The 13924-nt window shown below is 68.7% G+C and carries 13 protein-coding genes; 9 read left to right on the forward strand and 4 right to left on the reverse strand.

Annotated features, from left to right (window positions below):
- Positions 1-296: 296 nt before the first annotated feature.
- Complete coding sequence (locus EBH09_RS21810; protein WP_121748645.1) at positions 297-1244, reverse strand: LysR family transcriptional regulator; 948 nt, start codon at positions 1242-1244, stop codon at positions 297-299.
- Between the two features lie 129 nt (positions 1245-1373).
- Positions 1374-1805, reverse strand: a complete 432-nt coding sequence (locus EBH09_RS21815) for an ATP-binding protein (protein WP_121748646.1) — start codon at positions 1803-1805, stop codon at positions 1374-1376.
- Positions 1806-1963: 158 nt separating this feature from the next.
- Here EBH09_RS21815 and EBH09_RS21820 point away from each other — a divergent pair, with 158 nt between their 5' ends.
- Entirely contained in the window at positions 1964-2839 is an 876-nt protein-coding gene (locus EBH09_RS21820) for a helix-turn-helix transcriptional regulator (protein ID WP_121748647.1), read from the forward strand.
- Positions 2836-3048: a DUF397 domain-containing protein gene (locus EBH09_RS21825; RefSeq protein ID WP_121748648.1), complete on the forward strand. Its 213-nt coding sequence runs from the start codon at positions 2836-2838 to the stop codon at positions 3046-3048. Before EBH09_RS21820 ends, EBH09_RS21825 begins: the two co-directional genes overlap by 4 nt.
- Here EBH09_RS21825 and EBH09_RS21830 read toward each other — a convergent pair.
- Entirely contained in the window at positions 2999-3901 is a 903-nt protein-coding gene (locus EBH09_RS21830; RefSeq protein WP_193776457.1) for a helix-turn-helix transcriptional regulator, read from the reverse strand. The two genes, EBH09_RS21825 and EBH09_RS21830, sit on opposite strands and share 50 nt — an antisense overlap.
- Positions 3902-3978: 77 nt before the next feature.
- Between EBH09_RS21830 and EBH09_RS21835 the strand changes: the two genes are divergently transcribed.
- The 4 genes from EBH09_RS21835 (at position 3979) to EBH09_RS21850 (ending at position 7340) form a co-directional block, all read left to right on the forward strand.
- The gene (locus EBH09_RS21835) at positions 3979-4749 is read left to right on the forward strand and encodes an SDR family oxidoreductase (protein WP_121748650.1); all 771 of its coding nucleotides are present in this window, start codon (positions 3979-3981) and stop codon (positions 4747-4749) included.
- A 1-nt stretch (position 4750) separates the two neighbouring features.
- Positions 4751-4960 carry a 4-oxalocrotonate tautomerase family protein gene (locus tag EBH09_RS21840; protein ID WP_121748651.1) on the forward strand — a complete coding sequence of 70 codons (210 nt, stop codon included), beginning with the start codon at positions 4751-4753 and terminating at the stop codon, positions 4958-4960.
- A gap of 284 nt (positions 4961-5244) precedes the next feature.
- Entirely contained in the window at positions 5245-6603 is a 1359-nt protein-coding gene (gdhA, locus tag EBH09_RS21845) for an NADP-specific glutamate dehydrogenase (protein WP_193776458.1), read from the forward strand.
- A gap of 89 nt (positions 6604-6692) precedes the next feature.
- Positions 6693-7340 (forward strand): hypothetical protein, encoded by a 648-nt coding sequence (locus tag EBH09_RS21850; protein ID WP_121748653.1) that lies wholly within the window; start codon positions 6693-6695, stop codon positions 7338-7340.
- A 220-nt stretch (positions 7341-7560) separates the two neighbouring features.
- Here the strand turns inward: EBH09_RS21850 and EBH09_RS21860 are convergent, their stop codons facing one another.
- Positions 7561-7974 (reverse strand): hypothetical protein, encoded by a 414-nt coding sequence (locus EBH09_RS21860; RefSeq protein WP_153182696.1) that lies wholly within the window; start codon positions 7972-7974, stop codon positions 7561-7563.
- A gap of 81 nt (positions 7975-8055) precedes the next feature.
- Between EBH09_RS21860 and EBH09_RS21865 the strand changes: the two genes are divergently transcribed.
- The 3 genes from EBH09_RS21865 to EBH09_RS21875 all read left to right on the forward strand — a co-directional run bounded on the left by EBH09_RS21865 (position 8056) and on the right by EBH09_RS21875 (position 13913).
- Positions 8056-8526, forward strand: coding sequence for a hypothetical protein (locus tag EBH09_RS21865; RefSeq protein ID WP_121748656.1), 471 nt, complete (start codon positions 8056-8058; stop codon positions 8524-8526).
- 113 nt (positions 8527-8639) lie between these two features.
- Positions 8640-9155: a hypothetical protein gene (locus tag EBH09_RS21870; RefSeq protein ID WP_153182697.1), complete on the forward strand. Its 516-nt coding sequence runs from the start codon at positions 8640-8642 to the stop codon at positions 9153-9155.
- A 138-nt stretch (positions 9156-9293) separates the two neighbouring features.
- Entirely contained in the window at positions 9294-13913 is a 4620-nt protein-coding gene (locus EBH09_RS21875) for an RHS repeat-associated core domain-containing protein (protein WP_121748658.1), read from the forward strand.
- The last annotated feature ends 11 nt before the right edge of the window (positions 13914-13924 follow it).

Here is a 13924-nt window from a genome sequence, read left to right on the forward strand (position 1 = left end):
GAGGCTCTCGGCGGCGGTGGGGGCGGGGTCGGAGGGTGCCGTCCCGGCGCTCGCGGAGCCGCTGAGCCCGGCCACGAGCAGGGCGGCCGTCGCGGCGACGGCGGCACCCATGGCTCTGGTGTGTCGGTGTCGGTGGGGCATGGGGGATCTCCTCGGTCTCGGTGGGGAGGTGCCGAAACCGTAGGGAGGGACGACCGGCGGCCATAAGACGTCGGCCGGCCCTCTCCCCGGCGTTATGGAAGGCGTGCGAGGGAAGCAAAGGGAAGCGAAGGGAAGCGAGGGGGGTGACGGGTTGATCAGGGCACGCGGTGCGCCGCCATCCACTCCGTGTAGCTGTCACTGCTCGCCGCCACCCCCGCGTGCGCCATGCGCGCCTGCGCCAGCACGGTCGCGGCGGTGTCCTGCCGCTGCGTCCCCGCGTGCCAGCCGAGCAGGTGCCGCCAGGCCAGCGGCGTGCCGGTGAGCGGCCGGGTGACGATGCCGGGCGTGGTCGGGAACGTCGCCCGGCACAGCCCAACCGCCCGCCCCACCTGGACCAGGTGCACCAGGGACGCGGTGTCGGTCTCGTACATGCGTCGCGGGGTGAACCCGGCGCGGGCGCACGACGCGGAGAAGCAGTCACCGAAGCAGCCGTCGCCGGGTACGCAGGCCCACTCCTCGTCCGACAGCTCGGTCAGGTCCACCTCCGGCCGGTGGGCGAGCGGATGACCGGCGGGCATCATCACGAACACCGGGTCGACGGCGACCTCCCGCCAGACCAGCCCCTCGGCACCGGGCGGGGCGGCGGAGCCGCAGGTCCCGGCGAGCGCGAAGTCCAGCCGTCCCTCGGCGAGCTGCTCGGCCAGCTCCCGCTCCGACCACGAGGTACAGGTCGTCATCCGGGCCTCGGGCGCCACACCGGCCAGCCGGTCGACCAGCGCGCCCAGCAGCGGGCCGTGCGTACCGCCCAGCCGAAGCCGCTCGGCGGTGCGCGGCGCCCGCGCGAACCGGGCCGCCTCCTGCTGCAACTCGGTCACCGCGGGCAGCACGATCCGGCTGCGCTCCAGCACCAGTTCGCCCAGCGCGGTGGCCCGCACGCCGTGCCGACCGCGCACGAACAGCGCGCCGCCCAGGGCCCGTTCGATCCGCTTGAGCTGTGCGCTCAGCGCGGGCTGCGCGAGCCCGAGAGCCGTCGCCGCCCTGGTGAGGCTCCCGGCGTCGGCGATGGCCCGTACCGTCTTGAGATGCCGCAACTCCAGCTCCATGAGGGGAGCTTGCGACGAGGGCGGGGCGGGGGCAAGAGGTTGGTCCGGACCTGTGACGGTGAGGTCCCCTGCCATGGGTTCTTTCTTCCCGGGTTCTTTCCTTGGTAGGGCGCCGACGGCACCGGAACCTCAGAAGGTGGGTTCCGGTGGTGTGCAGCGCAGTTCGGCCCACACGGTCTTGCGCGGAAAGCGGCCCTCGGTCACTCCCCAGCGGTCCGCCAACGCCTCGACGAGCAGCAGGCCACGGCCGGATTCCGCGTCGGGGGCGGGTGTCCGGACGTCGGGGAGCCGCTCGCCCCGGGTGTCGGTGACCTCGATGCGGAGAGTCTCGCCGACGACGTAGAGCATGAGCCGGAAATCGCGGCCGGGGACGCGTCCGTGGGCCGCCGCGTTGGAGGCCAGCTCGGCGATGAGCTGGCGGGCCGGGTCCAGGGGCAGGCCCCAGGCGCGGAGCTGCTCGGTCGCGAGCAGGCGGGCGAGGCGGGCGCCGCGTGGCGTGGGGGAGAGCTGCACGCTGAAGTTGCGGACGGACGTAGTGAGTTCGGCGGATTTCTGGTTCACGTCACTCAGCGTGGCGGTGTGTGCGTACGGTGAGAAGTGACTCAGCGGGTACGTACGGTGACTGTCCGGTTGTTGTCCGGTGTGTCCGGGGCTGTCACGACGGTCGGTACGGGTAGGGCGCTGGTGCATCCGAAGCGGGCACGACGGAGAGGCACGGCATGACAGTCGAGACGGACACGAGCCGGCTCAAGAGCGAGATGGACGAGCCGGGTTGGGAGGTCGACCCGGACGACGAGTGGGGAATCGCCGTCATCACGACCGTCGGGCGGCAGCTGAAGCTGCGTCGAGAGGCGGTGGGGATGAGGGCCGCCGAGTTCGGGACGGTGGTCGGGTACGGCGAGGACATGGTCTACAAGATCGAGGGCGGCAAGCGGATTCCCCGGCAGGAGTACCTGGACAGGGCCGACGAGGTTCTGGAGGCGGGCGGGCTGATCTCGGCGGCCTGGGAGGACGTGAAGAGAGTCCGGTACCCGAAGAAGGTGCGAGAGCTGGGGAAGTTGGAGGCCAAGGCCGTCGAAATCGGGGTGTACGAGTGCAACATCGTCGCGGGGCTGTTGCAGACGCCGGAGCATGCCCGCGTCCTGATGGAGGCCCGGCAGCCGCCGTACTCGCCGGACGACCTGGAACGCATGGTGGCCGCGCGGTTGGCCCGGCAGTCCGTCTTCGAACGCGACCCGGCGCCCTCCATGCACTTCGTCCTGGAAGAGGCGCCACTGCGTCGGCAGGTTGGAGGCACAATGGCGTGGCGGCAGCAGCTCGAACGCCTGTTGGAGGTGGGGCGGTTGCACAACGTCACACTTCAAGTCATGCCGACGAACACCGATGCCCATCCAGGACTGGACGGCAGAATCGAGTTGCTGAAGTTTCAGGACGGTACGGCGGTGGGGCGCTCCGATGGGGCGTTCAACGGACGGCCGATCACCGACCCGAAACAGCTGCGCATTGTTGAGCTGCGGTATGGCACGATCCGGGCGCAGGCACTCTCCCCACGGGAGTCGCTGGCCTTCATCGAGAATCTGCTGGGAGAAACATGATCGCCAAGGTCTCTGATCGGCACGCATCCGAACTGGCGTGGTTCAAGAGCAGCTACAGCGGTGGAACCGACGGTGAGTCCTGCGTTGAACTGGCCGTCACCCCCGGCACCATCCACATCCGCGACTCCAAGCACGTAGAAGACGGCCCCCGCCTGGCCCTCACCCCGGCCGCGTGGACGAACTTCCTCCCGTACGCCTCGGAGCGCTGACGACCTCCTGCGTCCCGACCACCGCCAGCAGATCCAGCAACCCCGCGCTGTCGGTGCCCACGGCCGGCGTGAACCAGAGCAACCGCTGCCGCCCGTCCTCGCTGAAGAGGTTGAGGCAGTTGACCTCGATGACGCCGAGCGTCGGGTGGACGATCCGTTTGCGGTCGTCCCGCCGGAACGCCACGTCGTGGTCGGCCCACAGCGCGGCGAACTCCGGCGACACGTGGAGCAGCGTACGGATCATGGACCCGGCCTCCGGGTCCTTCGCGTCCCTCCTGGCCGCCGCGGCCCGCAGATCCGCGACGAAGGCGCGGGACTGCCTCTCGTGGTCGGCCTCGGGATGCAGGCGCCGCGTGTCGGGCTCGGTGAACCACCGGTGCACGAAGCTGGCCCGGGGCCCCCGGAGGCCGGACTGGTCCCCGACCAGCGCCACGGCCAGCGGATTCTGTACGAGGGTGACGTGCAGGTCGGTGATCACCTGCGCCGGGGTCGAGGTCATCCGCCCGAGCAGGTCGAGCATGCCGGGATGCACGTGCGAGGCGGCCCCGCCCTGCACGGGCACCGGACGGTCCGCGAGCCGGTACAGATAGTCCCGTTCGTCGGCGGACAGCCGCAGCGCACGCGCCAGCGCGGCGATCATCTGCTCGGACGGCTGCGACCCGGCCCCGCGCTCCAGCTCGTTGTAGTAGTCCACGGACGCCCCGGCGAGCTGGGCGACCTCCTCGCGCCGCAGCCCCGGCACCCGGCGCCGCGGCCCGGCCGGGAGCCCGACGTCGGCCGGGCGGATGCGCTCCCGCCGCGACCGTAGGAACGCTCCCAGCTCGGCGTACTTCACAGCGCTCATGCCCTCCATTCTGCGCCGGGCCGGGCCGGTGACCCATGGGATGACATCCCCTGGTTGCGCGGGCGGGTCGGGCGCACCGTGGAGCCATGACCACGAACACGAACCATCAGCAAGCCCGCGCGCCGGAGGCCGTACGGGTCGCCCTCGTCACCGGTGGATCGCGCGGCATCGGCCGGGCGGTCTCCGAGAAGCTCGCCCAGGACGGCCTGGCCGTCGTTGTGAACTACGCCCACGACGAGGCTTCCGCCAAGGAGACGGTGGCGGCGATCACCGGGGCCGGCGGACGGGCGGTCGCCGTGCAGGCGGACGTGGCGGAGGAGAAGGAGGTCGCCGCGCTGTTCGACCGGGCGGAGGAGGAGTACGGCGGGATCGACGTGGTGGTGAACTCGGCCGGCCGACTGGCCCTGTCGCCCATCGCCGACCTGGACCTGACCGCCCTGGACGCCATGCACCGCACCAACATCCGCGGCACTTTCGTGGTCGCCCGGGAGGCGGCCCGGCGGCTGCGGGCGGGAGGAAGCTTCGTAGGCTTCTCGACCTCCGTGGTCGGCACGCAGTTCCCGACCTACGGGGCGTACGCGGCGAGCAAGGGCGCGGTGGAGGCGATGACCCTGATCCTCGCCCGTGAACTGCGCGGACGGGACATCACCGTGAACACGGTCGCCCCCGGCCCCACGGCCACGGACCTGTTCCTGACCGGCAAGACCCCCGAGCAGATCGACCAACTGGCGAAAACCCCGCCCCTGGAGCGATTGGGCACCCCCGAGGACATCGCCGCCGTGGTCGCCTTCCTCGGCAGCCCCGCCGGTCACTGGGTGAACGGCCAGATCCTGCGGGCCAACGGAGGAATGATCTGACATGCCCTTCGCCCACTTCAAGGTCCCCGAGGGCACCCTCACCCCGGAGGACAAGCAGAAGATCATCGAACGCACCACCGACCTCTACGCGGAGATCTACGGCGACCGGGCCCGCCCCACCACCGTCGTACTCGTCGACGAAGTCGCCGACGGCGGATGGGGCGTCGCCGGGAACGTCCTCACGGCCGCGATGCTGAACGGCGACGGATGACTGGTGAGACGCGTGTCGGGTGGCGCGTGACGGAGCAACCCGAGCCGTCCGGGTGACCTTCGTCTCATACATCACGAAAACACCCGGTATACGAAAGCGCGGTCTCACATAGTGGTCGCACGGGGTGCTCGGTGCTGGCCAGGACGTTTACATGCGCGTAACACTGAAGTGTCCCGCGCGCGGCAACGGCGCCGAGCGCCCACCACCGGACCGACCGGACTGCGGCCCGCCCCCCCTGGGCCCTGCCCCCGTCTCCGGTGTCAGCCGTGCCAGAAAGGGCCCCTGTGACGACGCGAAGCGAGACCAGGACCGCGCTCGACCACCTGCTCACCGAGATCGAACACCGCAACCCGGCCCAGCCCGAGTTCCACCAGGCCGCCCACGAGGTCCTGGAAACGCTGGCGCCGGTGCTCGCGGCCCGCCCCGAGTACGCCGAGCCGGGGCTGATCGAGCGGCTGGTCGAGCCGGAGCGGCAGGTCATCTTCCGGGTGCCGTGGCAGGACGACAAGGGGCGGGTCCACGTCAACCGCGGCTTCCGGGTCGAGTTCAACAGCGCGCTGGGCCCGTACAAGGGCGGTCTGCGCTTCCACCCGTCCGTCAACCTGGGCGTCATCAAGTTCCTCGGCTTCGAGCAGATCTTCAAGAACGCGCTGACCGGCCTCGGTATCGGCGGCGGCAAGGGCGGCAGCGACTTCGACCCGCACGGGCGGAGCGACGCGGAGGTCATGCGGTTCTGCCAGTCCTTCATGACGGAGCTGTACCGGCACATCGGCGAGCACACGGACGTCCCGGCCGGGGACATCGGCGTCGGCGGTAGGGAGATCGGCTACCTCTTCGGGCAGTACCGCCGCATCACCAACCGCTGGGAGGCCGGCGTGCTGACCGGCAAGGGCGCGGGCTGGGGCGGCTCGCTGATCCGCCCGGAGGCGACCGGCTACGGCAACGTCCTCTTCGCGGCGGCGATGCTGCGCGAGCGCGGCGAGGACCTGGAGGGCCAGACGGCGGTCGTCTCCGGCTCCGGCAACGTGGCCATCTACACCATCGAGAAGCTGACCGCCCTCGGCGCGAATCCCGTCACCTGCTCGGACTCCTCCGGCTACGTCGTCGACGAGAAGGGCATCGACCTCGACCTGCTCAAGCAGATCAAGGAGGTCGAGCGCGGCCGCGTCGACACCTACGCCGAGCGCCGCGGCTCCTCGGCCCGATTCGTCCCCGGCGGCAGTGTCTGGGACGTCCCGGCCGACCTCGCCCTCCCGTCGGCCACCCAGAACGAGCTGGACGAGAACGCCGCCGCCTCCCTCGTCCGCAACGGCGTCAAGGCGGTCTCCGAGGGCGCGAACATGCCGACGACCCCCGAGGCCGTCCACCTCCTCCAGCGCTCCGGCGTCGCCTTCGGCCCCGGCAAGGCGGCCAACGCGGGCGGCGTCGCGGGCAGCGCCCTGGAGATGGCCCAGAACCACGCCCGTACGTCCTGGACGGCGGCGCGGGTCGAGGAAGAGCTGTCGGACATCATGAACAACATCCACACCACCTGCCACGAAACCGCCGAGCGCTACGACGCCCCCGGCGACTACGTCACCGGCGCGAACATCGCGGGCTTCGAGCGCGTGGCCGACGCGATGCTGGCGCAGGGGGTCATCTGACGGGTCCGGTGTCCCGGTCTCCTCTCACTCGGTCAATGGGACGATGTCGGAAAACCTGATCGAGTGACGAACGGGAGACCGGGAACTTCATGGCCCGTTACACGGAGGCACTGACCGTCGAGCGCGGCGGATTCCGCATCAAGGTGCCGGAATCGTGGTGGGAGTTCGACGTACGCCCGGAGTCGCGGGACGACTCGATCCGCCGCATGGTCGACGACCGCGTCCGCCGGCACCCGGAGTTGGAGCCGTCCCGCTCCGCCTACGTCACCTTCCTCCAAAAGGCGGCGTCGGACGCGTGGAAGTCCGGCGCGATGTACTGCGGTTGCATGGCGGAGAGCTTCGGCGGCGACACCCCGATCACCGGCTCGGTGACGGTGTCGCTGGTCGGCGGCCGCACGTCGTCCGGCGACCCGCTCCCCACCGACCCGGCCGCCATCGCCGGCCAACTCGCCGTCAAGGAGGCGAGGAAGCCCGGCGACTCCTGGCGCAAGGTGACGACGGTCGACATCCCCGGGGTGGGCGCCGCCGCCCGCACCCAGGGCATCGAGGACATCCCGGTCCCCGGCGACGCCCTGAACCGCACCGTCCGCGCGGTCCTGATGCAGACGTACATCCCGGTCCCCGGCCAGGAGGGCAAGGTCGCCCTGGTCGCGGGCAGCAGCCAGGTCCTCGACCTCGCGGACTCCTTCTTCGACATCTTCGACGCGATCACGTCGACGTTCCGGTTCGTGGACTGAGGACGGACGGGGGTCCTGGCGCCGTGACCGCCGAGTTCGTACTCGACCTCGACGAGGGAATGCTGGAGTACTTCCGGGACATGACGAACGTACTCGTGGAGCGCTGCGGCATCTCCCGGCCGGAAGAGGATCTCGCCGTTCTGGACGCTCGAGCGATGACACGGCCGCCTGGGAGGCGATCCTGCGACCAACTCGACGCGACAGTGATCCAATCGGCACCTCAACGCCCCGACTCGGGACCGGACGCCTTCGCCAGGCGGGACAGCAGCTTGGCGTAGACCGTCGTCGCCGCCGCGACCACCGTCGCGATGCTCGACAGGGCCAGGATGCCGAGCAGTGCCGGCCACTGGCGTAGCTCGCTGTCACAGAAGTAGCCGTCCCGCTGGAGCGGGGCGATCAGCGGGCCCTCGCAGCGCGGCACACCGTCGTAGGACTCGGGGCCGTACGAGGAGAGCATCAGGAAGGCGAACCACATCCACAGCCCGACCGCCACCAGGATCCACCCGACCGACCACTTGTCCGCACGACCGGCGTCCCGAAGCGCCTGCGACTCCCGCCCTTCGCCGGCCTTCATCCCGCCCGAGTCGGCTGCCGTCATGTCGTCCCCCAATTGTTCGACGGTGCTCTGCCGCAAGACCCTAACGTGGTGATCGGGCAGCCTTTTTGCGGTGTGGTGCGGTCCGCGACTGTTCGAGTCAGGGGAGGCGAAGCCGGTATGGCAGCCGGGTGGCACTGGGGGAGTGGCGAGGGCCTGCTGGGTCTGGACGACCCCGAGGAATGGGACAGCGCGTTCGAGCGCGGTGAGGACCACCTCGGCACGGCAGCGATCGGGTTGGCCTTCAACTGCCCGCTGGAGGAGGCGTCGCCTCGGATCGTCCGGGCGATGCGGCTGCCGGATGCCGCCCAGCGCGGGTTCGCGTTCACCGCGGCGGGCACCGCGGCTCGGCTCAACGGAGAGTTGACGCCGGAGCTGTACGCCGCGTTGCGGGCGGAAGGCCCCGGCCGCAAGAGCATCGCCGTGAACGCCATCGCCGACACCCTCGACTATGTGCCGTTCCGGCAGCTGCCGCTGTGGCTCAAGTGGTGGACGCTCGTGTCGAAGGTGCGGGACAAACTGGAGACCTGGCGGCTGGAGGCCACCTACGCGGTCAGTGATGGGTGGAAGGCCTTGCGTCGACGGCGCTGACGGGTAAGTGAAAATGACTGATCTCAAGCTCACGGAACGAGGTCGACGCTTTCCTCTCCTGGCTCCCCGAGGAGTCATGACGGCTCCGCCGCGCGATCGCTGACAATGGCCGGATGTCCCACATAAGCGCCGAGCTTTCCCACCTCGCTGATCTCGACGAACTAAGTGGCTCAGCGGCGGCGTCCGTACTGGCAGCGGCGGGGTGGTCGGGTGAGCGGCGAAACCCGACGAAGTCCTGGGCCACCACATGGCGCCGTGGTGACGTGCACGCGTGGATTCAGGGCGATGGGCCGGTCGCCGTGGAGTTCACCCTGTGGTTCCGCGAGGTCGAGGAGGAGGCCCGAGCAGACCTGGACACCTTCATGGACGGCCTCTACGCCGCCGCCGAAGCGGAACTCACGGAGGTCGTTGCGGACCTTTCGTCCGGAGATTTCGGCGAGCGACTGCAAGCGACGGGTGACAACGTCGCGGACGTGGATGACTTCGTCCAGTACCGGGCATGGAGAGTCGCGGGCAGGGAGCTTGTGACAGGCGTCAGGCAGAGCGACACCGACACCTCCGTGCTGATCGTGGTCGTCCTCCGCGAGCCCGCGGTGAAGGCCGAAGAAGTCGAGGACGACTGGCTGTGAGAACAGGGGCCACGCCTCGCTCCCACACCTCACCGCCGACGCCCGGTCGGCTCACCTTTCCGTCGAACGAACGAGCACTGTAAGTTCGCGTGTGCATACGGTTGTTGCTGAGACGCATGCGTCGACGGGGGTTGCGTGATGGTGGGCCACAGGCCGACGGATTGGCATGTCCTGGACCTGGACAAGGACCCGACCCCGGGTGACCCGCAGCGGGTGCGCACGCTCGCCAAGACGCTGCACGACTTCGCCGATGACGTGTCCGACGCGCTGCGCCTGGTGAAGGGCATGGCGGGGGAGGGCACGCTCGCGGAGTGGGCGGGCAAGTCGGCGACGGTCTTCAAGGAGGAGTTCTCGGGCGTACCGAAGAACCTGAAGAAGCTCGAGAAGTCGTACGGGATGTGCGGCGACGCCCTCGCCGACTTCTGGCCGAAGCTGGAGCGGGCCCAGGCGCTGGCGGACAAGGCGTTGCGCAAGGCGCGGGAGGCGCGTGAGGACCTGTCCTCGGCGCAGTCGAAGCTGTCCTCGGCGGACTCGTGGGTGACGCGGGCGTCGAAGGAGGCCGACAAGTACAAGGACGATCCGACGGGCAGCAAGTCGGACGCGGACAAGCCGGACGAGGGCAAGGTCCGTGCCGCCACGCGGGACGTCCAGCACGCCAAGACGGCGCAGACCAACGCGCAGTCGGCCGTGGACTCCGCGCAGAGCGCGCTGGACGCCGCGAAGAAGATGGCCGCGGACGCGCGCAAGATGCGCGACGACGCCGCCCGCGACGCGAAGAACAAGATCGACGAGGCCTCCGACGCCGGTATCCAGAACCGGTCGTGGTGGGAGGACATCGGCGACTGGTTCACCGACAACTGGGACACCATCGTCGCGGTCTGCAAGGTCGTCGTCGCCGTCGTCGGCATCGTCGCGATGATCATCGGCGGGCCGATCCTGGGCGCGATCGTGCTGGTCGCGGGGCTCGTGGTGCTCGCCGACTCGCTCTACAAATACAGCAAGGGCCAAGCGTCGCTATGGGACGTGGGACTGGCCGCGCTGGACTGCATACCCGGCATGAAGGGGCTCACCACCCTCGGTGGGCTCGCCAAGGGGCTCAAGGGCGGCATGGCGGCCATGGCGGGGATCAAGGGCGGGCTCAAGGGCATGGGGCTGGCCCTGCGGGGCCTGGGCAAGAACGCCCGTGGCATGGTCGCCGACGGTGCCACGGGAGCCTACAACCGGGTCAAGTCCGTTGTCCGTTCCAAGGGCAGCGACCCGATAGACATGGCCACCGGAGTTATGTATCTGCCCCAGGAGGACGTGCAACTGCCCGGTCTGTTGCCTCTTGTGTTCACCCGTCGGACGGCCTCGAATTACCGTTGCGGTTGGTGGTTCGGGCCCACCTGGGCCTCCACCATCGACCAGCGCATCGAGGTCGATGAAAAGGGAATCGTTCTGGTCACCGAGGACGGGCTCCTGCTGGAGTACCCCCACCCCGTGGCCGGCGAGGTCCCCGTGATGCCTTTGACCGGGCCTCGACAGCCGTTGACGCGACTGGACGACGGGGGGTACCAGGTTGAAGACCCACTGACCGGTCAATTCCGCCGCTTCTCCCCTCCGGGGGCGGACCGCGTTGCCCTGCTCGCACGCATCACCGACCGGAACCAGAACACCATCACCTTCGACCACGACGCGTACGGCAACCCCCACGCGATCCGTCATTCCGCCGGCTACCACATAAAATTGACGACCTCGTCCGGCCGGATCACCGAGCTGAGCCTGGCCGGCGCCGACGCAGATGGCTCAGACCTCGTCATCAAGCGCTATGGGTACACCGACGGCAATCTCACCGAAACGATCAACTCCTCCGGGCGCCCGTTCCGCTTCTCCTGCGACGAACGGCTGCGCATCACATCGTGGACGGACACGAACGGTCACAGGTATGCCTACGCCTACGACGACAAGGACCGTTGCATCACAGCCGGCGGCGAGGCAGGCCATTTCTCCCTGACTCTCGACTACGACGGTGCAGATCCCGAGTGGCCCGAGTGTCGCGTCACCACGCTCACGACCGCCGAGGGCACGGCGCACCGATTCGTTGTCAATGACAACTGCCAAGTCGTGGCCGAGGTTGATGCCCTCGGTCATATACAACGCACCGGTTACGACGACAATCATCACGTCGTCTCTCGGATGGACGCTCTGAATCACGTGACGCGGTTGGAGAACAACGCGACCGGTCAGCCAGTCCGAGTCGTACGTCCCGACGGCCATGAGATTCGGGCGGAGTACAACGAGTTGGCTCTCATGGAACGACTCGTTGGAGCAGACAGCCTCGTGCAACAGCACGTGTACGACGAGCGGGGCAACCGAACGGCGGAGGTCGACCGAGCCGGCAACGTCACTGGTTTCACCTACGACGAGGCAGGGCGACTCACTTCCGTAACCGACGCGCTGGGACACGTAACCACCGTCCGATGCGACCGCGCGGGACTTCCCCTGGAGGTAACCGACCCTCGTGGCGGAGTCACTCGATACGAGCGGGACGCTCTCGGCCGCCCAACCGGCGTCACCGAACCGACCGGAGCGCGGACCTGCTTCGAGTGGACGGTGGACGGACGTCTGCTGCGCCGTGCCGCACCCGACGGTACGGCGGAGTCGTGGACCTACGACGGTGAGGGCAACTGCACCAGCCATACCGACGCGCTGGGCGGGGTCACCCACTACGAGTACACGCACTTCGACTTGCTGGCCGCTCGAACCACACCAGACGGCGCCCGCTACGAGTTCGCTTACGATGCCGGCCTGCGCGTCACAAACGTCACCGAACCCAGTGGCCTGACATGGCGGTACAAGTACGACGCGGCAGGCAGACTGATCACGGAGACCGATTTCGACAACCGTACGCTCGACTACGCGTACGACGCGGCGTCCCGGCTCGTCTCCCGTCACACGCAGGGCCAGACGGTTCGTTTCGAACGCGATGCCATGGGCCAGCTGGTGCGGAAGGACGCCGACGGCCTTGTCACGACCTACGTCTACGATCCCGCGGGCCGACTGTTGCAAGCTGTCGGTCCGGGCGCCACGCTGGAGCGCCGGTACGACCGGCAAGGCCGACTGCTTCAGGAGTCCGTCAACGGGCGTTCCCTCACGTACGACTACGACGCGGTGGGGCGGCGCACGGGTCGTAAGACCCCCGGCGGAGTGCGAAGCACGTGGCGGTACGACGCTTTGGGCAACCGCAGCACCATGGTGTTCGCAGGCCGGGAGATCAACTTCACCTTCGATGAGGTGGGCCGAGAACTCACGCGGCACATCAGCGGCACAGATTTGGCCTACGCCCACGGGTATGACGCCTCCGGGCGCCTGGTGAGCCAGAGTGTGACAGGGCCGGGTGCAGCGGTGCTGCACCGCGAGTTCACCTACCGCGCGGACGGCTGCATCAGCGCCGTCGACGATCGGCATTCCGGCTCACGCCGCTTCGAACTCGACCAGGTGGGACGCGTCACGGCAGTCCACGCCCATCAGTGGACCGAGCGGTACGCCTACGACGGCGCCGGCAACCAGACGTCGGCGTCCTGGCCGGAGCGTCACGCGGGTGACGAAGCACTGGGCGACCGCGTTTACACGGGCTCACGACTTTTGAGGGCCGGACGTGTGCGATACGAGCACGACGCCCGTGGCCGGATTGTCATACGGCAGAAGTCGCGCCTGTCCGGCCGGAGGGACACATGGCGTTACGCGTGGGACGCCGAAGACCGCCTCACCTCTGTCACGACCCCGGACGGCACACTGTGGCGATACGCCTACGACCCCCTTGGGCGCCGCATCGCCAAGTCGCGCATGGACGCGGATGGGGAAACGGTCGTCGAGCGAGTCGCTTTCACCTGGGACGCGGCGAAACTGTGTGAGCAGACCACAGAGGCCTCAGCCACTTCGCGTCAGGTCACCCTGACCTGGGACCACCAGGGGCAGCGAGTCGTCGCGCAGGCGGAGCGTCTCGGCGCGGCCCATATGCCCCAGGAAGAGATCGACTCCCGCTTCTTCGCGATTGTCACCGACGGCATCGGTACCCCCACCGATCTCGTGGACGAGTCGGGCGCGGTGGCATGGCGTGCCCGGACCACCCTTTGGGGGATCACCGCCTGGCCGAGGGACTGCAGTGCCTATACGCCTCTGCGATGGCCGGGCCAGTACTACGACCCCGAGACCGGACTCCACTACAACTACTTCAGGCACTACGACCCGGAAACCGGTAGATACGTCACTTCGGACCCGCTCGGCCTTTCCCCGGCTCCGAACCCTTTCACATACGTGCGTAATCCTCTGAGATTCACGGACGTTCTCGGCCTCGCCCCTGATTACCCCCTGGGGGAGCGCGGAAATCCATTCGGCACCCGAGCCGAGGCGGAGAGGGCCGCCTTCGACGTCGCCGGCGTCCCGCACGGGTCCAGTCCCGACGCCGAGTGGATCGTCATGGGCGACAAGGCTTACAAGAACATGCCGGGTTACGTCTACTCGAAAGACCCGACACACTGGGGAAACTTCCGGCAGTTCGAAACGGACAGCGGGTCTCGTGTGATCGTGGAGCACACTCACGACCCGGCCGGGCCTCATTTCCACGCCGGTGCACCGAAAGGCATGACCCCGGAGGAGCGGAGTCGCAACCTGGTTAATTTCGGCTGGGACAATACGCAGGAAGGTTACGGGACGATGGAACGTTACCGGGCACTGGACAAGCCCGGCGGAGACCATCATTTCTTTTATCAGGACTGATTGCGAGGTTG

This window comes from Streptomyces sp. E2N166 (assembly GCF_003671715.1).
GTDB lineage: Bacteria > Actinomycetota > Actinomycetes > Streptomycetales > Streptomycetaceae > Streptomyces > Streptomyces thinghirensis.